This is a genomic window from Pseudomonas sp. IT-P12 (genome assembly GCF_949767465.1).
In the GTDB taxonomy this organism is placed as follows: domain Bacteria; phylum Pseudomonadota; class Gammaproteobacteria; order Pseudomonadales; family Pseudomonadaceae; genus Aquipseudomonas.
Genome location: NZ_CATKPY010000021.1, coordinates 203,093 through 226,166 on the forward strand (window position 1 = coordinate 203,093; position 23,074 = coordinate 226,166).

The 23,074-nt window shown below is 63.1% G+C and carries 25 protein-coding genes; 13 read left to right on the forward strand and 12 right to left on the reverse strand.

From position 1 onward, the window contains the following. Position 1 precedes the first annotated feature (1 nt). From ACM6IM_RS09910 to ACM6IM_RS09920, 3 genes are all read right to left on the reverse strand, one after another. Positions 2-994: a methyltransferase gene (locus ACM6IM_RS09910; protein WP_201188986.1), complete on the reverse strand. Its 993-nt coding sequence runs from the start codon at positions 992-994 to the stop codon at positions 2-4. Positions 995-1,004: 10 nt separating this feature from the next. Further along, a complete protein-coding gene (locus ACM6IM_RS09915; RefSeq protein WP_414865015.1) occupies positions 1,005-2,387 on the reverse strand; it encodes an iron-containing redox enzyme family protein in 1,383 nt (460 codons plus the stop codon). A gap of 163 nt (positions 2,388-2,550) precedes the next feature. Next, positions 2,551-3,264, reverse strand: coding sequence for a tellurite resistance TerB family protein (locus ACM6IM_RS09920; protein WP_414865016.1), 714 nt, complete (start codon positions 3,262-3,264; stop codon positions 2,551-2,553). Between the two features lie 280 nt (positions 3,265-3,544). Between ACM6IM_RS09920 and pcsA the strand changes: the two genes are divergently transcribed. After that, positions 3,545-4,267 (forward strand): phosphatidylcholine synthase, encoded by a 723-nt coding sequence (gene pcsA, locus ACM6IM_RS09925; protein WP_201188992.1) that lies wholly within the window; start codon positions 3,545-3,547, stop codon positions 4,265-4,267. Positions 4,268-4,273: 6 nt separating this feature from the next. Next, a complete protein-coding gene (locus ACM6IM_RS09930; protein ID WP_414865017.1) occupies positions 4,274-4,660 on the forward strand; it encodes a DUF488 domain-containing protein in 387 nt (128 codons plus the stop codon). A gap of 63 nt (positions 4,661-4,723) precedes the next feature. Here ACM6IM_RS09930 and ACM6IM_RS09935 read toward each other — a convergent pair whose 3' ends face one another. Next, positions 4,724-5,536 (reverse strand): class I SAM-dependent methyltransferase, encoded by an 813-nt coding sequence (locus ACM6IM_RS09935; protein WP_414865018.1) that lies wholly within the window; start codon positions 5,534-5,536, stop codon positions 4,724-4,726. A 34-nt stretch (positions 5,537-5,570) separates the two neighbouring features. Continuing rightward, positions 5,571-5,840 (reverse strand): DUF4242 domain-containing protein, encoded by a 270-nt coding sequence (locus ACM6IM_RS09940; protein WP_192301543.1) that lies wholly within the window; start codon positions 5,838-5,840, stop codon positions 5,571-5,573. 183 nt (positions 5,841-6,023) lie between these two features. Here ACM6IM_RS09940 and ACM6IM_RS09945 point away from each other — a divergent pair, with 183 nt between their 5' ends. After that, the gene (locus ACM6IM_RS09945; RefSeq protein WP_414865019.1) at positions 6,024-7,016 is read left to right on the forward strand and encodes an AraC family transcriptional regulator; all 993 of its coding nucleotides are present in this window, start codon (positions 6,024-6,026) and stop codon (positions 7,014-7,016) included. Between the two features lie 9 nt (positions 7,017-7,025). Here ACM6IM_RS09945 and ACM6IM_RS09950 read toward each other — a convergent pair whose 3' ends face one another. Genes ACM6IM_RS09950 through ACM6IM_RS09960 form a run of 3 tightly spaced genes read right to left on the reverse strand, consistent with a single transcriptional unit; the run spans position 7,026 to position 8,951 of the window. Continuing rightward, entirely contained in the window at positions 7,026-8,255 is a 1,230-nt protein-coding gene (locus ACM6IM_RS09950; protein ID WP_201189002.1) for a cytochrome c biogenesis protein DipZ, read from the reverse strand. Positions 8,256-8,303: 48 nt separating this feature from the next. Continuing rightward, complete coding sequence (locus tag ACM6IM_RS09955; protein ID WP_414865020.1) at positions 8,304-8,642, reverse strand: hypothetical protein; 339 nt, start codon at positions 8,640-8,642, stop codon at positions 8,304-8,306. Between the two features lie 48 nt (positions 8,643-8,690). After that, positions 8,691-8,951: a DUF2790 domain-containing protein gene (locus tag ACM6IM_RS09960; protein ID WP_192301547.1), complete on the reverse strand. Its 261-nt coding sequence runs from the start codon at positions 8,949-8,951 to the stop codon at positions 8,691-8,693. Between the two features lie 294 nt (positions 8,952-9,245). Here ACM6IM_RS09960 and ACM6IM_RS09965 point away from each other — a divergent pair, with 294 nt between their 5' ends. The 5 genes from ACM6IM_RS09965 (at position 9,246) to ACM6IM_RS09985 (ending at position 13,657) form a co-directional block, all read left to right on the forward strand. Next, positions 9,246-9,986 (forward strand): response regulator, encoded by a 741-nt coding sequence (locus ACM6IM_RS09965; RefSeq protein ID WP_192301548.1) that lies wholly within the window; start codon positions 9,246-9,248, stop codon positions 9,984-9,986. Further along, positions 9,983-11,290: a sensor histidine kinase gene (locus tag ACM6IM_RS09970; RefSeq protein WP_414865021.1), complete on the forward strand. Its 1,308-nt coding sequence runs from the start codon at positions 9,983-9,985 to the stop codon at positions 11,288-11,290. Before ACM6IM_RS09965 ends, ACM6IM_RS09970 begins: the two co-directional genes overlap by 4 nt. A 204-nt stretch (positions 11,291-11,494) precedes the next feature. After that, the gene (locus ACM6IM_RS09975; protein ID WP_414865486.1) at positions 11,495-12,127 is read left to right on the forward strand and encodes a CDP-alcohol phosphatidyltransferase family protein; all 633 of its coding nucleotides are present in this window, start codon (positions 11,495-11,497) and stop codon (positions 12,125-12,127) included. Beyond that, the gene (locus tag ACM6IM_RS09980) at positions 12,114-12,713 is read left to right on the forward strand and encodes a lysophospholipid acyltransferase family protein (RefSeq protein WP_414865022.1); all 600 of its coding nucleotides are present in this window, start codon (positions 12,114-12,116) and stop codon (positions 12,711-12,713) included. Before ACM6IM_RS09975 ends, ACM6IM_RS09980 begins: the two co-directional genes overlap by 14 nt. Further along, positions 12,710-13,657, forward strand: a complete 948-nt coding sequence (locus tag ACM6IM_RS09985; RefSeq protein ID WP_414865023.1) for a phosphatidate cytidylyltransferase — start codon at positions 12,710-12,712, stop codon at positions 13,655-13,657. The genes ACM6IM_RS09980 and ACM6IM_RS09985 overlap by 4 nt, the downstream gene beginning before the upstream one ends. Before the next feature lie 58 nt (positions 13,658-13,715). Here the strand turns inward: ACM6IM_RS09985 and ACM6IM_RS09990 are convergent, their stop codons facing one another. The 3 genes from ACM6IM_RS09990 to ACM6IM_RS10000 all read right to left on the reverse strand — a co-directional run bounded on the left by ACM6IM_RS09990 (position 13,716) and on the right by ACM6IM_RS10000 (position 16,775). After that, positions 13,716-14,471, reverse strand: coding sequence for a DUF2063 domain-containing protein (locus ACM6IM_RS09990; protein WP_414865024.1), 756 nt, complete (start codon positions 14,469-14,471; stop codon positions 13,716-13,718). Between the two features lie 2 nt (positions 14,472-14,473). Beyond that, entirely contained in the window at positions 14,474-15,298 is an 825-nt protein-coding gene (locus tag ACM6IM_RS09995; protein WP_414865025.1) for a DUF692 domain-containing protein, read from the reverse strand. A 142-nt stretch (positions 15,299-15,440) separates the two neighbouring features. Continuing rightward, positions 15,441-16,775 carry an acetamidase/formamidase family protein gene (locus ACM6IM_RS10000; protein WP_414865026.1) on the reverse strand — a complete coding sequence of 445 codons (1,335 nt, stop codon included), beginning with the start codon at positions 16,773-16,775 and terminating at the stop codon, positions 15,441-15,443. Positions 16,776-17,094: 319 nt separating this feature from the next. Between ACM6IM_RS10000 and ACM6IM_RS10005 the strand changes: the two genes are divergently transcribed. Further along, the gene (locus ACM6IM_RS10005) at positions 17,095-18,141 is read left to right on the forward strand and encodes a class I SAM-dependent methyltransferase (RefSeq protein WP_192301555.1); all 1,047 of its coding nucleotides are present in this window, start codon (positions 17,095-17,097) and stop codon (positions 18,139-18,141) included. Between the two features lie 135 nt (positions 18,142-18,276). Beyond that, positions 18,277-19,119 (forward strand): NAD-dependent protein deacetylase, encoded by an 843-nt coding sequence (locus tag ACM6IM_RS10010; RefSeq protein ID WP_414865027.1) that lies wholly within the window; start codon positions 18,277-18,279, stop codon positions 19,117-19,119. A 130-nt stretch (positions 19,120-19,249) separates the two neighbouring features. Here ACM6IM_RS10010 and ACM6IM_RS10015 read toward each other — a convergent pair whose 3' ends face one another. Continuing rightward, a complete protein-coding gene (locus ACM6IM_RS10015) occupies positions 19,250-20,149 on the reverse strand; it encodes a LysR family transcriptional regulator (RefSeq protein WP_192301557.1) in 900 nt (299 codons plus the stop codon). Positions 20,150-20,322: 173 nt separating this feature from the next. On the opposite strand from ACM6IM_RS10015, the gene ACM6IM_RS10020 reads away from it, so the two are divergent. From ACM6IM_RS10020 to ACM6IM_RS10030, 3 genes are read left to right on the forward strand one after another with little or no spacing between them, the layout of a single operon-like run. Then, entirely contained in the window at positions 20,323-21,021 is a 699-nt protein-coding gene (locus ACM6IM_RS10020) for a CoA transferase subunit A (protein ID WP_077047594.1), read from the forward strand. Positions 21,022-21,057: 36 nt separating this feature from the next. Beyond that, positions 21,058-21,723 (forward strand): CoA transferase subunit B, encoded by a 666-nt coding sequence (locus ACM6IM_RS10025; RefSeq protein ID WP_192301558.1) that lies wholly within the window; start codon positions 21,058-21,060, stop codon positions 21,721-21,723. An 11-nt stretch (positions 21,724-21,734) separates the two neighbouring features. Beyond that, entirely contained in the window at positions 21,735-22,916 is a 1,182-nt protein-coding gene (locus tag ACM6IM_RS10030) for an acetyl-CoA C-acetyltransferase (protein ID WP_192301559.1), read from the forward strand. Positions 22,917-23,074: the final 158 nt, after the last annotated feature.

The window sequence follows — 23,074 nt, forward strand, 5'->3', positions numbered from 1 at the left end:
CTCATTCACCTGTGGCCTGTTCAACCCTGGCGCCTGTGTCTGCACCGAACCGCGTCACGATCAGCGCGACCACGGCGATCCGCTCGACCCGCTGATAGCCCGGGGTGAGCAGTTCTTCGCCGAACACGTCGGGGTCGATCTCGTGATAGGTCCAGCCAAACCGCGCCGAATCCAGGTACGGCGTCAGCGCATCAAGAAAGGGATCGCAGCCATCGACCATGGCCACGCCGGTGTACAGCACCAGCGAGCCGCCGGGGGCCAGGCGATTCAACGCCTGCTCGACGATGCGCAGCGACAGTTGCGCACCCAGCGCCCCGCCGCCATGGCGATAGGCACGCGCCGCCGGGTCGGCCATGTACGGCGGATTGGCGACGATCAGGTCGAAACTGCCGTCGACATCGCGCAGCACATCGCTGGCTTCGACACTGACGTTGCCGACTTCGGCAAGGGCCGCATTGACGGCCGTCAGGCGCAGCGCCGCCGGGTTGATGTCGACCGCCAGCACTTCGGCTTCACGCCGTGCCCGGGCGATCACGATGGCACCGACACCGGCGCCGCAACCAATGTCCACGGCACGCCGCACGGGCGCGAAACGCTGTTGCAGATGACTGTGAATCAGTTGCGCAAACCGGTAGGTGTCCGGGCCGAAGAACACCGAATCTGCCGCGTCGGTCGGGAACCCGGAATGCACGAACAACAGGTCGTCGAGACTGGACCAGCGCACGTGGCTTTTCAGCCGGCCATTGCTCTCCTCCAGGACGCCCGCCTGTTGCAACTGGCGCTGCTCGTCGGCGGATAACAGGCCCGGCTCGAACGAACGAGACCAGCCGAACACCTCGCGCAGGGTTCGCGCACTTTGGCCGAACGCCCGGTCATTGACCCTTTGATGGGTCAGCGGGGTCGGCGTGATGAAACGGTAACCGTCCGCCTGCAAACGCCGCCCCAATTGCAGCAAGGCCAGATCGGCAGCACTCAGTTGTGGTTCGTGATTCATGCGGCGCTCCTTATCGCAGGCTGGATTTGAGTTCGATAAACCGTCGGGTGGCCAGCAGCCCGGCGGGATGGGCGTGGCGATGAGCGGACAGCCAAGGCAACAACAGCGGTATTTGCTCGCCGGCGGGCACGCCCTCCAATGCTGCCTGCAAACGTTGAACGTCCGGATCTTCGGCAGGCGCCGCCACTTCGCTCGCCATGTCGCTGCCCTGGCGAAACGCCGCTGTCTTGCCCCCGGGCGTCCAGTCGCCGGCGATCCAGTCATGCAGAAGCTGTTTTTCGTAGGGGCTGAACACCCCGAACATGGCCGCGCCGTTGCCTTCGATCAATTGCCAGAAACGGCTCTCTTTCGGATCCTGGTGGCGTTTGATCCAGCCCTTGCTCTGCATCGCCTCCAGGAAGCCCGGCAGTTGTTCGGGTGATGCCAGCCATTGATTGACGGTCTTGCCCTCGAACCGACAGTAGTCGGAATGCATGTGCTGGCCGAAGGGACGCTTGCGCTCCAGCATGTCCAGCACTTCAGCGTCGAGGTCGAACGATTCGATGATCGCGCGACTGCCCTGGCCCAGGTCGTTGAGCCGATAACCCAGCGCCACCCTGCGCAGGAAATCCTCGCGGTCGCCCTCGATCGGCAACAGCTGCAACACCGACTGCACGGCTTTTTGTGCATGCCCGGTGCTGGCGTTGTCGATGGTGACGTGCAGGGTGAAGTAGTAAGGGTCGATACCCAGTTCGCGCAATTCGTAGGCGCTGATCAGCAGGTGCAGCGGCAATTGCTCATAGCCCAGGTTATAGCCGATCACTTCGGGCAGGAACTGTTCGGCACATTCGCCCAGCGCCAGCTGTATCGTGCCTTGCAGGTAATGCTCGTCAGCGATCACCGCGCTGTCCAGGCCGTGCTCTGCCAGGAGTTTGCGATAAATCAGCACGTGGTTCTGCGCCGGGTTGCCATCGCCCAGCTCTTCCAGATAAGTGCCGATCAAGCCGTCGAAGCGCGGATCGCGCCAGTGCCGCAGCAGTCCGTACAACCAGGCACCGTCCACCAGTTTGGTCGGGCTGACCGCTTGTAGGAAAAACAGCGCGTGCGCCTTGTTGCTGAAAAACCGGCGGGGCCCGCCTTGCTTGCGCCCCTTCAGGTAATCGGCGTACTGCCGAGCCACCTCGGCGCAGTGCCGTTCGACGAAGCCTTGCAGGGCCGACAGGTCCTCCGGCAGCTCGTCAGGCAGTCCAGAGGCCCGTTGCAATTGGTCTTGCAGGAAGGTTTGGCCAAATGCACGGCGTTGCTCGGGATCGTCGCCCAGCAATAACTGTTCATAGCAGTGCTTGAGGCTGCCAGCAGTTGAAATGGCGTGCTCGTGGGCAGGCCGGGATTGGAATCGGGTCAAGGCAGTCATGGCGCATCTCTCGGTCTGTGGCCGGTGGGCAGGACGCTGAACCAACGTCTCTACCTCAGCAGAGCGATACGCCAGGAGAAAAATTCAATCGGGGTTGAAATTGCCCGGACAGACGGACGGTGTCGCCTTTGCAAGCGGGGCTCGCTCCCACAACGCGCCTGATTCAGGCCACGCCGCCCCTGGCCTGTTGTTCCAGGTGAACCTGCAACTCGGGATCGATCTGCAACGCCGCCGCGAGTTCGTCCAGGTAGTTGCGCTCGGCGTCCTGCTGATCGTCCACCAGCATGACGCTGGCCAGGTACATTTCCGCGGCCATCGCCGGGTCCGTTGCCGACCTCGCCACATCGACGGCGTCCAGCGGCCGGGCGACTTCATCGTCCAGCCATTGTTGCAGTTCCGGATCATCGGTGTGACGACCGATTTCCGTGCTGATCATCTGCTTTTCCGCAGCATCGATGCGGCCATCGGCCTTGGCCGCCGCAATCAAGGCTCGCAGGACCGCGTGGCTGTGGCTCTCGACGTCCGGGCCGGCCAACAGGTCGGCGGTGCGCAGCGCCTGTTGTGGCGCAGCGGCCTGACTGCGTTGCCAGGCCTGATACGCCTGGAAAGCCATCATGCCCAGGGACGCCAGCGCCGCGTAGTTGGTGCCGCCCCCGGAACGGCCACGGGTCGAGCCACCCAATGCCGCACCGCCGCCCAGCAAGCCACCCAGCAAACCGCCCAGGCCGCCGCCCGCACCGGAACCACCGCCCAGGAGGCCGCCGAGCAATCCGCCCAGATCGCCACCCGCGCCGCCCTGAGGTGCGCTGCCACCCTGTCGGTTCATTGAGCCTTGGCCGGCTCTCAGCAGTTGTTCGAGCAAATCGGTGGTGTTCATGACGACGTCCTCATCAAAGGGAGCATTCCGTTTGGCAACGATAGACCGCGTGCGTCATTGCGCCAGCACCGTTGGGCCGACAAACCCGCTGACCGCCACAAGCCCTTCTTTTATGGCCTCGATTTAATCCGGGGTATTTTTTAAAGGCCCAGCTAAGATTTACTGACGGTGAACCTTATTCGCGGGTTTCCGGTCGATACCTGCAACCCGACCCGGTTTGCCGCCACCCTTGAATGCCCAGGGTGATGACTGGCTTGCTTGATTTTCTGGAGACCGCCCCGTGATTTCGACCCTACACATCGCCAGACTAAAAGCATGGGGCGCCCATGGTTTTACCGCCACCGGCGTCGTCACCGCCTTCCTCGCCACCCTTGCCCTGCTGGAAAACCAGCCCACCAACTGCCTGCTGTGGCTCGGTGTCGCGCTGATTGTCGACGGGCTGGATGGCGCGCTGGCGCGAAAGGTCAATGTGCAATCGGTGTTGCCGAGTTTCGACGGTTCGATCCTTGACCTGGTGATCGATTACCTGACCTACGTATTTATCCCGGCCCTGTTCATCTATCGCTACATCCCGCTGCCGGATTACACGCTGCTGCTGACGGTGTCGCTGATCCTGGTTTCCTCGCTGTTCTGTTTCTGCAACGTCAACATGAAGAGCAAGGACAACTACTTCCAGGGCTTTCCCGCCGCGTGGAACGTGGTTGCGCTGTGCCTGTACATCATCGCGCCCTCGCCCTGGATCACCTTGCTCACGGTCATCGGCCTGGCGCTGCTGACCGTGACCCGGATGAAGTTCCTGCACCCGTTTCGCGTGCGCCGCTTCATGCCGATCAATATTGCGGTGACGGCCATCTGGTTGCTGTGCAGCTTGTCGCTGGTGATCAACCATCCGGTGATCAATCCGATGGTCATGGGGCTCTGGCTGCTGATGTCGGCCTACTTCCTCGGCATCTGCATCTGGCGCACGGCCATGGAGTGGTTTGACGAAGCGCGGCACCGGTAAACCGCCATGCCGATCCACATCGTCCGCCTGGGCTCACCGCGCTTGCCCGACGAGGGCGTGCGCATCGGCACGGTCCGCCGTCCGCCTCGGGGCGTGCCGAAGAGCGAGTTCGCCCGTCGGGATTTTTATGACGTGTGGCAGCCGCTGCTGTCGCCCAGCGCAGAACTGGTGGCTGAAGCCAAGGCCGCCGAGGATGACAAAGCCTGGGATGTTTTCCGGCGCAAGTTCAAGGCCGAAATGAAACAGCCCGCAGCCAGCCACTTGCTCGACCTGCTGGCCGCCCTCTCCCACCAGACCGCCATGGCCGTGGGGTGCTACTGCGAAAACGAAGCCCATTGCCACCGCTCGGTGTTGCGCGAGTTGCTGGTGGAGCGTGGGGCCGAAGTGAGTTAGCGGTCACTGGATCCCTGTGGGAGCGAGCCAGTCCGCTCCCACAGGGGCATTTGCGTGGTCGAATCAACGACGAGTGATCACCACCTCAAGGTATTCGCTCGGCACCACCAGCGACTTCTCTCCGGCCCGGTTCAAGCGGTTGATCAGTTCGGTCAGGTCGGCTTCCAGGGCCTGGGCGCCGTCCGCCGGCAGCGCCGCGAAGGCTTTGTGGACCGGGCCATACCAGGAGCGGAACGTGTCGATGAAGTGCGCCGCCGAACGATAGCGGAAGTTGAAGAACCGCCGTGTCACCTGAATCAGGAAATCGCGCTCATCGAAGTGTTCATGCAACCACGCCTCGCTGCCCCAGTTCGACGGCGGTTGCGCCCCCGGTGGCGGCGGCAGGTGGCGGCCAAGGGTCTTGAACATCTGCCCGACAAAACCTTCAGGCGTCCAGTTGGCCAGGCCGATCCGCCCACCCGGGCGACACACCCGGGCCAGTTCGGCGGCGGCCTTGGGCTGGTCGGGCGCGAACATTACGCCGAAGGTCGACAACACCAGGTCGAAACTGCCGTCCTTGAACGGCAGCGCCTCGGCGTCCGCCACCTGGAAGGTCACGTTCTGGCGTTCGGCACGGGCCCGGTCTTCGCCGCGCTCCAGCAGTGCCGCCACATAGTCGGTGGAGGTGACGTGAGCGCCGCGACGCGCGGCGGCCAGCGTGGCGTTGCCGTTGCCGGCGGCGACATCCAGCACGCGTTCGTCGCACAGCACGTCGCAGGCTTCGGCCAACTGTTCGCCGACCAGTTGCAGGGTGGTGCCGATCACGGCGTAGTCGCCGCTGGCCCAGGAGGCCATCTGACGGTTTTTCAAGGCAGTGAGATCAATAGGGGTACTCATAAATCCGCTCCGTTACGAGGTACAGGTTCAAGGCTCAGTCGGCCGTGGTGGGATCGATGATCGCGGTGACCCGCGCGATGCTGGTGGCCGGGAAACCGCTCTGCCTGGCGTGCTCGCGGATCAACTCTTCGTTGGGCGAGATGTACACGCAGTAGAGTTTGTCGCCGGTGACATAGCTCTGCTGCCACTGCACCTCGGGCAAATCGCGCAACGCCCTGCAGGACTTTTGCGAAGCCGCTTTCAGATCCCTTTCCGACAGTGTTCCAGCGCCTGGTATCTCGCGTTCAATGACGAACTTCGGCATGGCAACCTCTCATTCTTGTTATGGGTGACAGAGCCGGCAGGCCCTGTGCGTCCACTATCGCGCCGCTGGCCGGGGGGCGTCCTGCCCGATCGTCGGCCAGGACTGCCCGATCGTCCGGAGGTTTTCCCAAGCGGCGCAACAGGCTCACAATCAAGGGCCATTTCGCCAAACAGGGGAAGCCCGATGGACGCCCTGTCCCAGACCCTGCGCGTCGTCCGCCTGGTCGGTGCGATCTTCATCAACGCCCGGTTCACCGCGCCCTGGTGCTACCAATCGCCGCGCGCCGACACCGCCGCCCCGTTCCTGGAGCCCGATGCCGAACGGGTGGTGATCTTTCACCTGATCACCGAAGGCCAGTGCTACGTCGAACTCGGCGATGATCCGCCTATGCTCCTGAGTGCCGGGGACGTGGTGCTGTTTCCCCAGGGCGACGCCCATCGCATGAGTTCGCGGCCGGGCTTGAAACCCGCCACCAGTGCACGACTGGACGAAATCCTCGCGCGCCGTCCTCGCCAGTTGAGCTACGGCGGTGGCGGCGAGGTCAGCCGCCTGGTGTGCGGCTACCTGGCGTGCGACACGCGGCTGGCGGGCATGCTGCTGAATGGCCTGCCGGCCATTGTGCGGGTCAACGTACGCGACTCGAACGCCGGCAAATGGCTCGAGTCGTCGGTTCGTTACGCACTGGCCGAGGCCCGTTCGCCACGCCCTGGCGGCGAAGGCGTACTGGCCAAGCTGGCCGAGGTGCTGTTCATCGAGGTGCTGCGCCTGTACATGCACCAACAGGGCGAGGGCCGCACCGGCTGGCTGGCCGGCGTGGGTGACCGGATCGTCGGCACGGCCCTCAATGCACTGCACAAAAAGCCCTGTCACAGCTGGACCCTGGAGGAACTGGCACGCACCGCCGGCACCTCGAGATCGGTCCTGGCCGAGCGCTTTCAACAACTGGTGGGGATATCGCCGATGCAGTACCTCACGCAATGGCGAATGCTGCTGGCGGCCAACCTGTTACGCAGCAGTAACAGCTCATTGCTGCGCATCGCCGAAGAGGTCGGCTACCAGACCGACACGGCCTTCAGCCGGGCGTTTCGACGAGAGTTCGGCGCGCCGCCGGCGGCGTGGCGACGGGGGCAGGAGAAAAAGACAATGGCTCATGGCGCGGAGCCTGTGAGCCATTGATCTTCAGGTTTACACCGCTGGCACGGTGGCCTTGGCGTCGGCCTTGGCCTCTTGCAGCAGTTGTTGGATCATTTTTTCCTGGGCGTCGTAACGACCTTCGCCGAAGTGGGTGAAACGTACCTGGCCCTTGGCATCGATCAGGTAGTGCGCCGGCCAGTACTGGTTGTCGAAGTTGCGCCAGATCGCGTAATTGTTGTCGATGGCCACCGGGTAGGTGATCCCGAGCTTCTTCACCTGATCCTTGACGTTGTCGATGATCCGCTCAAAGCCGTATTCCGGGGTGTGGACGCCGATGACCACCAGACCTTCCTTCTCGTATTTCTGCGCCCAGTCCTTCACGTACGGCAGGGTGTGCTGGCAGTTGATGCAGTCGTAGGTCCAGAAGTCCACCAGCACCACCTTGCCCTTGAGCGATTCATTGGTCAGCGCAGGCGAGTTGAGCCATTCAACGGCGCCGGACAGCGACGGCATGGCGCCCTGGGCGTTGTCCTGCATCGTGTCGGCCTGAACCTTGCTGACCAGGTAATCGACCACTTTCGGTACGCTTTGCAGCACGCCTTTCTCCAGGGTACTGACGCCCTCGGACGAGGTGCCCGCCAGCAGGGTCTTGTCGGCGCCGGTGGAAATCACCAGCGCAGCGGCGAGCACGGCGAACCCGGTCCCGCGACGCAGCCAGCCGGTGACCGGAATCGAGGCTTTCAAGCGGTTGACCAGGCCGCGCCCGGCGAAGATCAACGTGCCCAGGGACAACGCGCTGCCCAGGCCGTAGGCCACCAGCAACAGGCTGGTTTGCGCGTTGGCGCCTTGCAGCATGGCCCCGGTGAGAATCACCCCGAGGATCGGTCCGGCACATGGCGCCCACAGCAGGCCGGTGGCGACGCCAATCATCAGCGAGCCCAGCGGACCGGACATTTTCCGGGTGTTCGGGTCGAGGCGGTTACCCAGCAGCACGAACGGACGTGCCAGCCAGCCACCGATTCGCGCGGAAATCAGCGACAGCGCGAACAGCGCCATCACGATCAGGGCGATGTGCCGGCCGGTGTTGTTGGCCTGGATCACCCACTCACTGCTGACCACCGCCAGGCTGGAGATCAGGGCGAAGGTCAGGACCATGCCGCCCAGGGTCAGCAGGATCGACGAACGCGTGCGGTCGACACCGGCAAACAGGAACGGCACCACCGGCAGGATGCAGGGGCTGAGGACGGTCAATATGCCGCCCAGGAAAGCGATGAGGAACATGGGGATCACCTTATAAGTACACAGCTACTGTGGGAGCGGGGCCCGGCGTCACGCCGTCTGGTTGTCCAGCAACTGGCCCTGCGGTGTACGACTGCTGCCGTTCTCGGCCAGCATCTGCCCCTGCGGCGTACGACTGCTGCCGTTCTCGGCCAGCATCTGCCCCTGCGGCGTACGACTGCTGCCGTTCTCGGCCAGCATCTGCCCCTGCGGCGTACGGCTGGCGCCGTCCTGGGCCAGGAAGTCATTGGCGCCCTGCTCCTTCACCGGAGTCAGCTGGAAGCAGGTGCTGCTGCCGCAGGTACTGCGTTCAACGGTGGCGTTGGCGTGGGCGGCGGTGCCGGCCAGGGCGAAGGCTGCAGCGGTCAGAAAGCGTGAGAGGTTGTTCATGGTGTTCTTCCTGTTTGATAGGGGATTGACGTGCGCTCAGGGCAGGACTCAGTTGTCCGAGTTGCATTCGGCAAATTTGCGGTAGTCCAGGACCTGGGTCTTGTCATGGGAGTCCAGGTAGGTCAGCTGGGCATTCACAATCCCGCAGGAATCCGAGGCGTCCTGTTTCAGCGACACCACTTTCTTGATGTCCAGGTGCGTGCCGTAGGTGTAGGTTTTCTCGCTGACATCGGCTTCGGCACGGGCCGACAGGGTGCAGACGTTCAGTGCGGCAAACAGGCAGGCGGCGTAGATGGCTTTGGTGTTCATGCTGAGTTCCTCAAGGTTGCAATGGGTTTTCGCTTGAGGCGGCTGGGCCTGCCTCGATGGAAGCCATTTAAAACCGCTGAGGTATCTCGTCTGTGTCGAAAACCGGTGCGTGTAAATCGGTACGTATCCAGACCGCCTGCGGATACACAGCGATACAAAACCCTGGAAATTTGCCGATTTTAAGTCGGCGTGTATCCGCCGATACACCAGATACACTGCAATACAAATCGTGGCGGGCGCGCGGGCAAAGGCTCGATAGACTGCGCGTCATCCCCCTTTCTAGAGGCTTGGCCCATGGAACATGTCGATCACATTCTCATCGTGGACGATGACCGCGAGATTCGAGAACTGGTAGGCAACTACCTGAAGAAGAACGGCTTGCGCACCACCGTGGTCGCGGACGGCCGGCAGATGCGCACGTTCCTGGAATCGACGCCGGTGGACCTGATCGTGCTCGACATCATGATGCCGGGCGACGACGGCCTGGCGCTGTGCCGCGAGATCCGCGCCGGCAAGCACAAGGCCACCCCGGTGCTGATGCTCACGGCCCGCAATGATGAAACCGATCGCATCATCGGCCTGGAAATGGGCGCCGACGATTACCTGGTCAAGCCCTTCGCCGCACGCGAACTGCTCGCGCGGATCAACGCGGTGTTGCGCCGCACACGCATGCTGCCGCCCAATCTGGTGGTCAGCGAAAGCGGACGCATGCTGGCCTTCGGGCGCTGGCGCCTGGACACGTCGGCCCGCCACCTGCTCGATGAAGATGGCACCATGGTGGCGCTCAGTGGCGCGGAATACCGGCTGCTGCGGGTGTTCCTCGACCATCCGCAACGGGTGCTCAACCGCGACCAGTTGCTGAACCTGACTCAGGGCCGCGACGCCGATCTGTTCGACCGCTCCATCGACCTGCTGGTCAGCCGCCTGCGTCAACGCTTGCTCGACGATGCACGGGAACCGGCCTACATCAAAACCGTGCGCAGCGAAGGCTATGTGTTTTCCCTGCCAGTGGAAGTCCTGGGTGAACCCTCATGAAGTACTCGCTGCACTGGCCCCGAACCCTGGCCTCGCGTCTGTCGCTGATCTTCCTGATCGGCCTGATCCTGGCGCAGGCGCTGTCCTTTGGCGCGCAATACTACGAGCGCTACGAAAGCGCGAAAAACACCATGCTGGGCAACCTGGAAACCGACGTCTCGACCTCCATTGCCATTCTCGACCGCCTGCCACCCGAGGAGCGCGCGAGCTGGTTGCCACAGCTGGACCGGCGCAACTATCGCTACCTGCTGGACAAGGGTTCGCCCGGCACGGCCATGAGCGACACACCGATTGCGGTGACGTCGATCAAGGACGCGATCGGCATGGATTACCCGATGACCGTGACGGACATCCCCGGTCCGATCAAACGTTTCCAGGTTCACTTGAACCTGACGGATGGCAGCCCGGTGACCATCGATGTGCGTCCGGCGATGGTGCCGTTGTCGCCGTGGTTGCCGTTTGTCCTGCTCGGCCAGCTGGCGCTGCTGATCCTGTGCACCTGGCTGGCGGTGCGAATTGCCATCCGCCCCCTCACCCGCCTCGCACAGGCCGTGGAAACCCTGGACCCCAACACCCACCCGGTGCACCTGGATGAAAAGGGCCCGACCGAAGTCGCCCACGCCGCCATGGCGTTCAACGCCATGCAGGCGCGCATCGCCGCGTATCTCAAGGAACGCATGCAACTGCTGGCGGCGATCTCCCACGACCTGCAAACGCCCATCACCCGCATGAAACTGCGCGCAGAGCTGATGGACGACTGCAGCGAGAAGGAAAAACTGTGGAATGACCTCGGCGAAATGGAGCATCTGGTCCGCGAAGGCGTGGCGTATGCACGCAGCGTCCATGGCGCGACCGAGGAAGCCCGCCGCACCAATCTGGATTCGTTCCTCGACAGCCTGGTGTTCGACTATCAGGACATGGGCAAGGACGTACAGCTGTGTGGCAAGAGTGATGCAGTCATCGACACCCGGCCCCATGCGTTGCGCCGGGTGCTGGTAAACCTGACCGACAACGCGCTGAAATTCGCCGGCGCAGCCGAATTGAAGGTGGAACCCAGCGCCGACGGCAGCCTGTCGGTAAAAGTGATGGACCGCGGCCCCGGCATCTCCGAAGAGGACCTCGCCCACGTGATGGAGCCGTTCTACCGCGTGGAGAATTCGCGAAACCGCAGCACCGGCGGCACCGGCCTGGGCCTGGCGATTGCGCAACAACTGGCGATTGCGCTCGGGGGCGCACTGACATTGAGCAATCGCGAAGGTGGCGGCTTGTGCGCACAGCTGAAGCTGCCCGCCAGCCCCTTGTAGGAGCGAGCCTGCTCCTGCAGACGGCGGCGATGACGCGGTGGGAACGGGCTTGCTCGCGAAAAAACAGCCGGGCACGCTGAGCAGTCAGGCAGTACGCGTTATCGTTGACCACCATCGCGAGCACGCTCGCGATGGCGCACGGCAGTGGTCAGGGAAAGCCTCTATATTGTCCGCACCAACTTCATCATTGATAAGGACCTGCCAATGGATGAAAACAGAAGGCCCATCAAGACGCGTTCTGCGGGATGGGCCCGGCGCATCACCGACGCCCTGGTGAAACGCAACCTCTCCCCCAATCAGATTTCCGTGGCGAGCATCGCTTTTGCGCTGTTCGGCATCGTTGCGCTGAATATTGATAACGGAGTGATCGGTTCGATCCTCTGCGCCATCGGCATCCAGTTGCGCCTGTTGTGCAACCTGTTCGACGGCATGGTGGCGATTGAAGGCGGCAAGAAATCCGACATCGGCAGCCTCTACAACGAGTTTCCCGACCGGATCGCCGACAGCCTGCTGCTGGTCGGGCTCGGCTACGCCATAGGCTATCCGGACCTTGGCTGGTGTGCTGCGCTGGCAGCGGCGCTGACCGCCTATGTCAGGGTATTTGGCGGCTCCATCGGCCTGAAGCAGAGTTTCATCGGCCCGATGGCCAAGCAGCACCGGATGGCAGTGATGACCGTGGGGCTGCTGCTCAATGCCATCGAAACCTCGATTCAGGGCAGCCACTACGTGCTGCCGATCGCGCTGGTCATCATCGCCGTCGGCTCCGTCGCCACTTGCGTCACGCGCACGCTGGCCATTGCCAGGCAACTGAAAGGGGCCGTCCATGTGGATCAGTAATGCGTTGATCTCTGTCCTGCGCTTTCTCATCGGCGTCACGGCGAGGTGGGAAAGCCCGCCCGACCTGTCGCGCCAGCGCATCTACTTCGCCAATCACACCAGTCACATGGACACCCTGGCAATCATTGCCGCTCTGCCGCCCGAAGCCCGCAGGAACGTGAAACCGATGGCGGCGGCCGATTACTGGGGCAAGAACCGTTTCCTGTCGTACCTCTCGCAACAAGGCTTGAACGCCGTGCTGATCGAACGCAACCCAGCCCCCGGCGTCAACGTGCTGGAACCGATTTTCGAGGTGGTGCGTGCCGGCCATTCGATCATCATCTTCCCCGAAGGCACCCGCTCCAGCCAGGCCCTGCCCGGCCCGTTCAAATCAGGCCTGTACCGGTTGAGCGAGACGTTTCCCGACGTCGACCTGGTGCCGATCTACCTGGAAAACCTGCACCGCTCCATGCCCAAGGGCAAACACGTGCCGCTGCCGATCATCTGCACTATCCGCATTGGCAACCCGCTGGAGCGAATCGAAGGCGAGGAAAAGCAGCGGTTCCTGGAGCGTGCCCGTGACGCCATTGTGAGGCTGTCGAAATGAGTCTTGAAGCCAAGTTCCTGTGGTTCTTTTTCGCCATCGCCTGCCTGTTGGCGCTGGCCTCGATCATCGGCCGCGTGCTGGCCCGGCGCGCGACGTCGGAGAGTTCGGTCTCGACCATCGAAAACCTCAACCAGCGCGTCAATGCCTGGTGGGGGATGGTGATCATTTTCTTCGTGTCCTACCAGCTGGGGGGGCACGCGACGGTCGTGCTGTTTGCCTTTATTTCCCTGTTTGCACTCAGGGAATTCATCACCCTGACCCCCACGACCCTGGGCGATCACAACGCGCTGTTCTCCGCGTTTTTCATCCTGATCCCCCTGCAATACGTGCTGATCGGTACGCACTGGTATTCGATGTTCACCCTGCTGATCCCGGTGTACGCCTTCCTGTTGCTGCCGGCGATCGCAGTGCTGAGCCAGGACACGGACGCCTTTCTGGAAAGGACCGCGAAGATCCAGTGGGGGGTGATGATCTGCATCTATTGCATCAGCCACGCGCCGGCGCTTTTGCTCCTGGACCTGCAGGGCTTCCAGGGACAGAACGCGCTGTTGCTGTTCTACCTGGTCTTCGTCGTCCAGTTGAGCGATGTGTTGCAGTACGTGTTCGGCAAACTGTTCGGCAGACACAAGGTGGCGCCGCTGGTCAGTCCGTCGAAAACCGTGGAAGGCCTGGTCGGTGGCGGGTTGTCGGCGACCTTGATCGGTGGCTGCATGTTCTGGATGACGCCGTTCAACTTCTGGCAATCGCTGCTGATGTCGTTCGTCATCGTGGCGATGGGTTTCCTCGGCGGTCTGGTGATGTCGGCGATCAAGCGCAGCCTGAGCGCCAAGGACTGGGGCACCATGATCAAGGGCCATGGCGGCATGCTCGACCGCATGGACTCGATCTGCTTCGCCGCGCCGATCTTCTTTCACCTGACGCGGTATTTCTTTTCCGTCCCTTGATGTCAGGTCCCCCCCGCCCTCAGTGGGAGCGAGCAGGCTCGCTCCCACTGAGGGTCGCTCAAGCCAGACCCACCACCCCTTCCCCATGCATCTGGCGCAACAACGCCGCGCCGCTCTCGATGAACATCGGCGAGCCGACCGCTTGCGCTTCCACGGCCAACCCTTGCAACTGTTCGCGTCCGGTCAATTGAGGAAACTCGGTGATCCGCTGCAACAGGCGCCACGCCAGCGGGCTCAACTCGGAAAACTTCACGCTCCAGTCTTGGGCCCGGCGCACCAGCAACAGTGTCGGCTGGACCGGTGGTACGTCAGGTTGATAATCCGGGCCGACGAGTTGCACCGGCCAGGCGTACGCCAGGGGCCAGGCCAGCGGTGAAACCTGCAATGCGCACTCGAGTAACTGCCCGGCGTCGCTGGCCGGCAACGGCTCGGCCTCGGACTGCTGCAACGCCATTTCGACCCATTCATAGTGCGCCAGTTCCACCATGAACGGTGGCCAGTCCCCATCGCTCAACCCGGGCGGCTGGGCCGCCAGAAACTCGACGAACTCCTGGGCAATCTCGCCGAATTTCGGCGTGCTCGCGCGGTAATCACGCAAAAAGATGCGCATCAGCGAACGCCAGCGCGCCTCACCGAGCACCTTGATCAGCACCGGAAACGTGCCACTGAGCAACAGCGACAGGTTGTTGAAGATCAGGTCGCGGTAGACCTGCGCCCGCGCCACGTCCATCCCGGCCGGCGGCGCACAATGATCGGGGTCGCGCAGGTAGCGACCCAGGGTGTTCTGCTCTTGAAACAACACTGATTTATCCATGGTTAAAGGCCTTGTGCCAGGCGGCGGATGGTCTGCAACTCGGCGACCAGTTCCGCGAAGGCGGGAAAATTGAAATCGCGTTCCAGCAGCGTCGGTTGCGCGCCAAAGCGAGCGTAGGCCTCGGCCAGCAACGACCACACCACGGGCTTCACGGAGGCGCCATGGGTATCGATTTTCAAGGTGTCCGACTCATCGAAATGCCCGGCCACATGCATCGCCACCACCCGGCCCGCCTCGATGCCGGCCAGGAAGGTCTGCGGATCGACGCCGTGGTTGATCGAGTTGACGTACAGGTTGTTGACGTCCAGCAACAGGTCGCAATCGGCTTCGCGCAACACCGCGTTGGTGAAGGTCACCTCGTCCATGTCCTGCCGGGGCGCGGCGTAATAGGAGACGTTTTCCACCGCCAAACGCCGCCCGAGGATGTCCTGGGCCTGGCGGATGCGCGCGGCGACGTGGTGCACCGCCTCTTCGGTAAAGGGCAGCGGCAACAGGTCATAGAGGTGGCCGTCATCGCTGCAGTAGCTCAGGTGCTCGCTGTACAGCGGCACGTTGTAGTGATCGAGGAACAGCCGTACTTCCTTGAGGAACCCGACGTCCAGCGGCGCCGGACCGCCCAGCGACAGGGAGAGGCCGTGACAGGACAGCGGATAGCGCTCGGCCAGGGCACGCAAGGTGGCGCCGTGGGCGCCGCCGATGCCGATCCAGTTCTCCGGTGCAACTTCCAGAAAGTCGAAGTCGCCCGCCGCAGCGGCCTGCAGGTCTTTCATCAGTCCGCGACGCAAGCCCAGTCCGACGCTGGCCCGGGGGGTAGTGAGAGAAGTCATGATGTCGATCTCAAGTGGTCAGTACGTATTCACAGTTAACCCAATCGATGTATCGGGCCTGTGTGGCGTACCGACGGAAAATCACCACGGTTGTATCGCCGGCGGGTCTGTACACATTGGGGTACAGACCTGCCAACGAGGGTTACACCAGGTCGTACTGGTCGCGCACCAGTTGGCCGATGCCGATGCGGTCGAGCACGTTCATCGGGCACAGGAACGTCACGCGCACGGTGCCCGGCAAGCGGCTGATGTCGATCGAACCGGTGATGGTCGCGCGGTTGAGCACCTCGTCATAGGGCAAGCCGGTGACCGTGGCCGCGCGTTGCAGGCCATTCTCGACCGCCACGTTGAGGTTTTCGCCACTGCCAATGAAGGTGATCGGGCCGCTCTGCTCGATCTCGGCCTGGCCCCAGCGCTCGCCCAGTTCCCGGACTTTCTGCCGTTGCGCGGCGGTCATCGGCCGAGCCATGGGTGGCAGGTCGTCGAGGTTCTGCAGGAGGATCGGCCCTTCCAGGGTCAGGTCCTTGATCACCTGCACCTGCACTTCGGTCTCCCCGGAGCAATCGGTGGCGTGCCCGGCGATTTCGCCGTTGCCCTGCTGCGCATGCATGTCACCCATGTACACCCCGGCCCCGGGTACTTTCACCGGGCAGATCAGCACGCAGCCTTCGCGGATCGAGTTGGTGTCCATGTGCCCGTCGGTCTTGGCCGCGTGCAGTTCTTCGCGGCTCATGCCGAAACGGTGCGGCGCGCCGATGAGGTACTGGCCAAAATCGGCACAGTTGTGCGAATCCGGCAAATCCCGGGACGGCGTGGTACCGATGTTGCCGAGGAACGGCCGCATGTGCGCGGCAACGCCAGGGATGTCGGCGCGGGCCAGCGACAGGATCGAATGCTGGGCGGCGAATTCCGGCAGCGCCGACATGTCGGACGCATGGCCGGCCAGGCGATTGGCCACGTCCTGGTTGACGGTGAGGCTGACCTGGTTCTGTGCATCGAACACGATCACGTAGCCATGGCTGAACCGGAACGCACTGACCTCGGCACCACAGGTGTTGCACCGGATCGAATCCTCACCGATGCCTTCGACGTGGCTGGCCGGGTGTTCGGTGCCGCATTTGGAACAGAATTTGGAGACGAAAGGGTCACCGTGATAGCGGCCTTCGACAAAGCTCATCACGCCGGAGGAAGTGGCCTGCGAGGTGACACGCATGCTTTTGATCTTGATCGCCACCGCATCGCCGACCTCGGCCCCGGCAATGGCCACCGGTTGCGTCACTTCGTGCCCGCCTTCGAAGGCCGGCGTGATCATCGGGCCCCAGCAACCGGGCGGCGTCCCGGTGATCAGGGTGCCGCCATCGGCCAACGGCCCGAGCATCGGCTGGCTGGGGCCAATGATGCCGTGGGTGTATTGCTCGACGCGCAAGTGCTTGACGGGTTCGGCGTTCAGGTCTGTTTCAGGCTGGAGCGTGCTCATTGTTATCCCCTCGACGGTTATAGGGTGCCAAACGGCCCGCCCAGTTCATCGCAGGTTTGTATCTGGGCTGTGTTCGGGGGTGAGCGTGAATGGGTGGGACTGTATCGAGGAGTGGCCTGGATACACTGCGATACACATCAACCCGGTGGGAGCGGCCTGGGACTTTCGTCGCCAGCAGCACCGAAGCGCAGCCCGCGAACTAAACTCAATGCACCCAGGACGCACCTGTCGTCCTGTTCTCACCCACGACCACCGCCCAGAGCCGGAAGCCACGAACAACCGATCCCTGGACCGTGATCCTGCTACAGGAGCACACGTGATGGACGAGGCCAGACTCAACGATTTCATGGGCAAACTGGTGAACGACATGGGCGGCGCAGCCATGCTCGCCAACGTCATCCTCGGCGATGAACTCGGGCTGTACCGGGCGATGGCCGACAGTCAACCGATCAGCCCCGAAGCACTTGCCGAAAAAACCGGCTGCAACGCCCGCCTGCTGCGCGAATGGCTCAGCGCCCACGCCGCGTCGGGCTACATGGAACACCTCGATGGCCAATTCCGCCTGCCGCAAGAACAGGCCATGGCGCTGGGCATCGAAGACTCACCGGTCTATGTGGCGGGTGGCGTCGGGGTGGTCGCGTCGTTCTTCCATGACAAGGACAAACTGGTCAAGGCCATGCGCGGCGATGGCGCCCTGCCCTGGGGTGATCACCACCCGTGCATGTTCAGTGGCACCGAGCGGTTTTTCCGACCCGGCTACCGCGCGCACCTGGTGGCCGAATGGTTGCCAGCGCTGGACGGCGTGGTCGCCAAACTGCAGGCCGGGGCCAAGGTCGCGGACATCGGCTGCGGGCATGGCGCCTCAACCGTCATCATGGCCCAGGCGTTTCCGGATTCGCGGTTCGTCGGTTTCGACTACCACGCCCCTTCCGTCACCGTGGCCACCCAGCGCGCCGAAGAAGGCGGCGTGTCCGGGCGGGCGCGATTCTTCCAGGGCACGGCGAAGAGTTACCCCGGCGACGACTATGATCTGATCTGCTACTTCGACTGCCTGCACGACATGGGCGACCCGGTGGGCGCGGCACGCCACGCCTATGAGTCGCTGAAACCGGACGGCACCGTGCTGCTGGTGGAACCGTTCGCCAATGACCGGCTCGACGACAATGTCACGCCGGTTGGCCGCTTGTTCTACGCGGCCTCGACCTTCATCTGCACACCCAATTCGCTGTCCCAGGAGGTGGGCCTCGGGCTCGGCGCGCAAGCGGGCGAAGCGCGGTTGCGCAAGGTGTTCACCGAGGCCGGGTTCTCGCATTTCCGCAGGGCCACCGAAACCCCGTTCAACCTGATCCTGGAAGCCCGTAAATGACCTTTGCCGGAGCGAGCGGGCTCCGGGCGGCGCTCCGAGGGAGGTCCATCAGATACACTGGTATCGACTGACACGCCTTGGTCGGAACGCTACCCGGAGCAAACTCGCTCCTGCACGTCATCCGGAGTGTTGAACATGCTCGACAGCCGTACCCGCGAACAACTCGACCAACTCCGGCAACTGATGGCCGACCAACCGTTTGCGGTCCTGACCGGGGCCGGCATCAGCACCCCGTCGGGGATTCCGGACTACCGCGACAACCAGGGCGTACGTCGCGGCCGGCAACCGATGATGTACCAAGAGTTTCTTTCCGCTCCCGAATCCCGGCGCCGTTACTGGGCGCGGGCAATGCTCGGCTGGCCACGGGTGCGCCTGGCCCAGCCGAACGCGGCTCACGAAGCCCTCGCCACGTTGCAAGGCACGCGGCAGATCGGCGGCCTGATCACCCAGAACGTCGACACCCTGCACGACCAGGCCGGCAGCCGCGACGTGATCGAACTGCACGGCAGCCTGCACCGGGTGTTGTGCCTGGACTGCGGGCAACGCAGCGAGCGGGACTCGATCCAGCAGGTGATGGAGGCGCAAAACCCCTACCTGGCCGGCGTCGATGCCGTGCAGGCACCGGATGGCGACACCTTGCTCGATGCCGCCTTCGAAGCACGTTTCCAGGTGCCGCATTGCCCGCACTGCGCCGGGGAACGGATGAAACCGGACGTGGTGTTCTTCGGCGAGAATGTGGCGCAACCGACAGCGGCCAAAGCCATGGCGACGGTCGAGAAAGCCGCAGGGTTGCTGGTGGTGGGGTCGTCGTTGATGGCCTATTCGGCCTTCCGCCTGTGCCGGGCGGTGGCGGACCACGGCAAGCCGTTGATCGCGATCAACCTGGGCAAGACCCGGGCGGATGACCTGCTCGACCTGAAGATAGAAGGGTCTTGCGAGCGGCTGTTGCCGTTGCTGGTCCAGAGACTGTCTACTTAGCCCCTGATACAACCGGATCTAAAATGTGGGAGCGGGCTTGCTCGCGAAGGCGATGTGGCTGTCGACAAATATGTGGCTTGACCCACCGCATTCGCGAGCAAGCCCGCTCCCACATTTTGATCGGGTTTCTTCAGCCCGGTAGCCGCGCCCCACAGTTTTCCGCCTTGAGAATATCGAACAACGCCTGCGCCGCCGCCGACAGCTCGACGCCCGGCTTGGTCAGCACGCCAATGGCCCGCTCCACCACCGGGTCACGCAGGGTGATGCATTGCGCGCCCAGTTCGCGCATCTGTCCGGCGCACAGCGCCGGCACCGCGCTCACCCCCAGGCCGCTGGCGACCATCCGCCCCACCGTCGCCAACTGATGGCTCTCGAATTCCACCGGCAACTTCATCCCCCGCGCCTGCAAGTGCTCTTCGAGCATCACCCGCACGGTGGACGGTCGTTGCAGGGTGATGAACGGCTGTTCGAGCAGCGTCTGCCAGTCGATGTCCTGCCGGGATGAAAAGGCTGAATCCAGCGGCACCACCGCGACAAACCGGTCGCGGTACAACGGCGTGAACTCCAGCGACGAACTCATGGTGGGCTCGAATGCCACCCCCAGTTCGACCTGACGGTCGCGCACCAGCTCCAGTACCTGCTCGTTGATCACGTCATTCACAGTGACGTTGACCTTCGGGTAGCGGGCGCGAAAGGTCTTGAGGATCGGGGGCAACAGGTTGCCGGCAAACGACGGCATCGCCGCCAGGGTCACGCGCCCGCGCTGCAGGGTAAAACGCTGGCGCAACTCATCCTCGGCATTGTCCCAGTCGGCAATCAGGCGTCGGGCCAGCGGCACCAGCGCTTCACCCTCGGCCGTCAGCGCCACGTTGCGCGTGTTGCGGGTAAACAGACGTCCGCCCAGCCCCTCCTCCAGCGCCTTGATGGTCAGGCTCAGCGCCGATTGCGACAGGTGCAGACGCTCGCAAGCCACAGCGAAGCTCAGGCTCTGGGCCACGGCCAGAAAGGCGCGGATCTGCTTCACGGTCATGTCGAGGTACTCCGTTGTAAGCTACAGGCTCGTCGCTGCACGATTGAGCCAGCTATTTGTTGAGTTTTATGAATCAATCAACCTTAAAAATCAACTTAACAAATGAATATCCCGGCGAGACACTTCATTCCATACGGCTAGCCAGCCGCCCACAAAGAATAAAAGAGGTGCATATGGCAGGTTTCGACAAGCGCGTGAGTTCCTACGAGGAAGCACTGGCAGGTCTTGAAGACGGCATGACCGTGATCGCCGGCGGCTTTGGCCTGTGCGGGATTCCGGAAAACCTGATCGCCGAGATCAAGCGCAAGGGCACTCGCGACCTTACCGTGGTTTCCAATAACTGCGGCGTTGACGGCTTCGGCCTCGGCGTGCTGCTGACAGACCGGCAGATCAGCAAGGTGGTGGCCTCCTACGTCGGCGAGAACAAGCTGTTCGAAGAGCAACTGCTCAAGGGCGAAATCGAAGTCATCCTGACCCCGCAAGGGACGCTCGCCGAAAAAATGCGCGCGGGCGGCGCCGGCATCCCGGCGTTCTTCACCGCCACCGGCGTCGGCACCCCGGTGGCCGAAGGCAAGGAAGTGCGTGAATTCAAGGGTCGCAAGTACCTGATGGAAGAGTCCATTACCGGCGACTTCGCCATCGTCAAGGGCTGGAAAGCCGACCATTTCGGTAATGTCATCTACCGCCACACCGCCCAGAACTTCAACCCGCTGGCCGCCACCGCCGGCAAGATCACCGTGGTCGAAGTCGAAGAAATCGTCGAACCCGGCGAGCTGGACCCGGCGCAGATCCACACCCCCGGCATCTACGTCGACCGGATCATCTGCGGCACGTTCGAGAAGCGCATCGAACAGCGCACCGTGCGTAAGTGATCCCCTGCCCCCGGACCGAATGAAGGAATAACAACAATGGCACTTTCCCGCGAACAAATGGCTCAACGCGTCGCCCGCGAAATGCAGGACGGCTACTACGTGAACCTGGGCATCGGCATTCCGACCCTGGTCGCCAACTACATCCCCGAAGGCATGGAAGTCATGCTGCAATCGGAAAACGGCCTGCTGGGCATGGGTCCTTTTCCTACGGAAGAAACCATCGATGCCGACATGATCAACGCCGGCAAGCAGACCGTGACCGCGCGCATCGGCGCATCGATCTTCTCCTCGGCCGAATCCTTCGCGATGATCCGCGGCGGCCATGTCGACCTGACGGTACTGGGCGCCTTCGAAGTGGACGTGCAAGGCAACATCGCCTCGTGGATGATTCCCGGCAAACTGGTGAAAGGCATGGGCGGCGCCATGGACCTGGTGGCGGGCGCCGACAACATCATTGTCATCATGACCCACGCGTCCAAGGACGGTGAATCCAAGCTCCTGTCCCAGTGCAGCCTGCCGCTGACCGGCGCCGGTTGCATCAAGCGCGTGCTGACCGACCTGGCCTACCTGGAAATCGAAAACGGCGCGTTCATTCTCAAGGAGCGTGCACCCGGGGTCAGCGTCGAAGAGATCGTCGCCAAGACCGCCGGTAAACTGATCGTGCCAGAGCACGTTCCGGAAATGCAGTTCGCTGCTCAGTGAGGAATCATTCCATGCAAGAAGTCGTCATTGTTGCCGCCACGCGCACCGCGATCGGCAGTTTCCAGGGTTCGCTGGCCAATGTGTCCGCGGTGGACCTGGGCGCTGCGGTGATCCGTCAGTTGCTGGCGCAAACCGGCCTGAACCCCGCCGAAGTCGATGAAGTGATCATGGGCCAGGTATTGACCGCCGGCGCCGGGCAGAACCCCGCGCGCCAGGCTTCGATCAAGGCTGGCCTGCCCTTCGCCGTTCCTGCCATGACCCTGAACAAGGTGTGCGGCTCGGGCCTCAAGGCCCTGCACCTCGCCACCCAGGCAATCCGTTGCGGCGATGCCGATGTGATCATCGCCGGCGGCCAGGAAAACATGAGCCTGGCCAACTACGTGATGCCCGGCGCCCGCACCGGCCTGCGCATGGGTCACGCGCAAATCGTCGACACCATGATCAGCGACGGCCTGTGGGATGCGTTCAACGATTACCACATGGGCATCACCGCCGAAAACCTGGTGGAAAAATATGACATCAGCCGCGAGCAGCAGGACGCCTTTGCCGCCGCCTCGCAGCAGAAAGCCACGGCCGCCATCGAAGCCGGGCGTTTCGTCGATGAGATCACGCCGATCCTGATCCCTCAGCGCAAGGGCGATCCGCTGTCCTTCGCCACCGACGAGCAGCCACGGGCCGGCACCACCGCCGAATCCCTGGGCAAACTCAAGCCAGCCTTCAAGAAGGACGGTTCGGTGACGGCGGGTAACGCGTCCTCGCTCAACGATGGCGCCGCCGCGGTGATCCTGATGAGCGCGGAAAAAGCCAAGGCCCTGGGCCTGCCGGTGCTGGCGAAAGTCGCCGCTTACGCCAATGCCGGCGTGGACCCGGCGATCATGGGCATTGGCCCGGTGTCGGCCACCCGCCGCTGCCTGGACAAGGCCGGTTGGTCCATCGACCAGCTTGAGCTGATCGAGGCCAACGAAGCCTTCGCCGCCCAGTCCCTGGCCGTGGCCAAGGACCTGGAATGGGACTTGAACAAGGTCAACGTCAACGGTGGCGCTATCGCCCTCGGCCACCCGATCGGTGCTTCGGGCTGCCGCGTGCTGGTGACCCTGCTGCATGAAATGATCAAGCGCGACGCCAAAAAAGGCCTCGCCACCCTGTGCATCGGTGGTGGTCAGGGCGTGGCACTGGCGCTCGAACGGGCGTAAGCCAGGCGCGTTCAACAGGCTGCACGGGGACCCACGACGATCCGTCGCAGCCTGGCAAAACACCCGGTGCACCTTGGGTGCACCGGGTTCTTTTTTGGGTCTGTGAAAGGCTGGGAGCGACGGTAAGACGATTCGACCTGGCGGCGATCGAGGTCCGA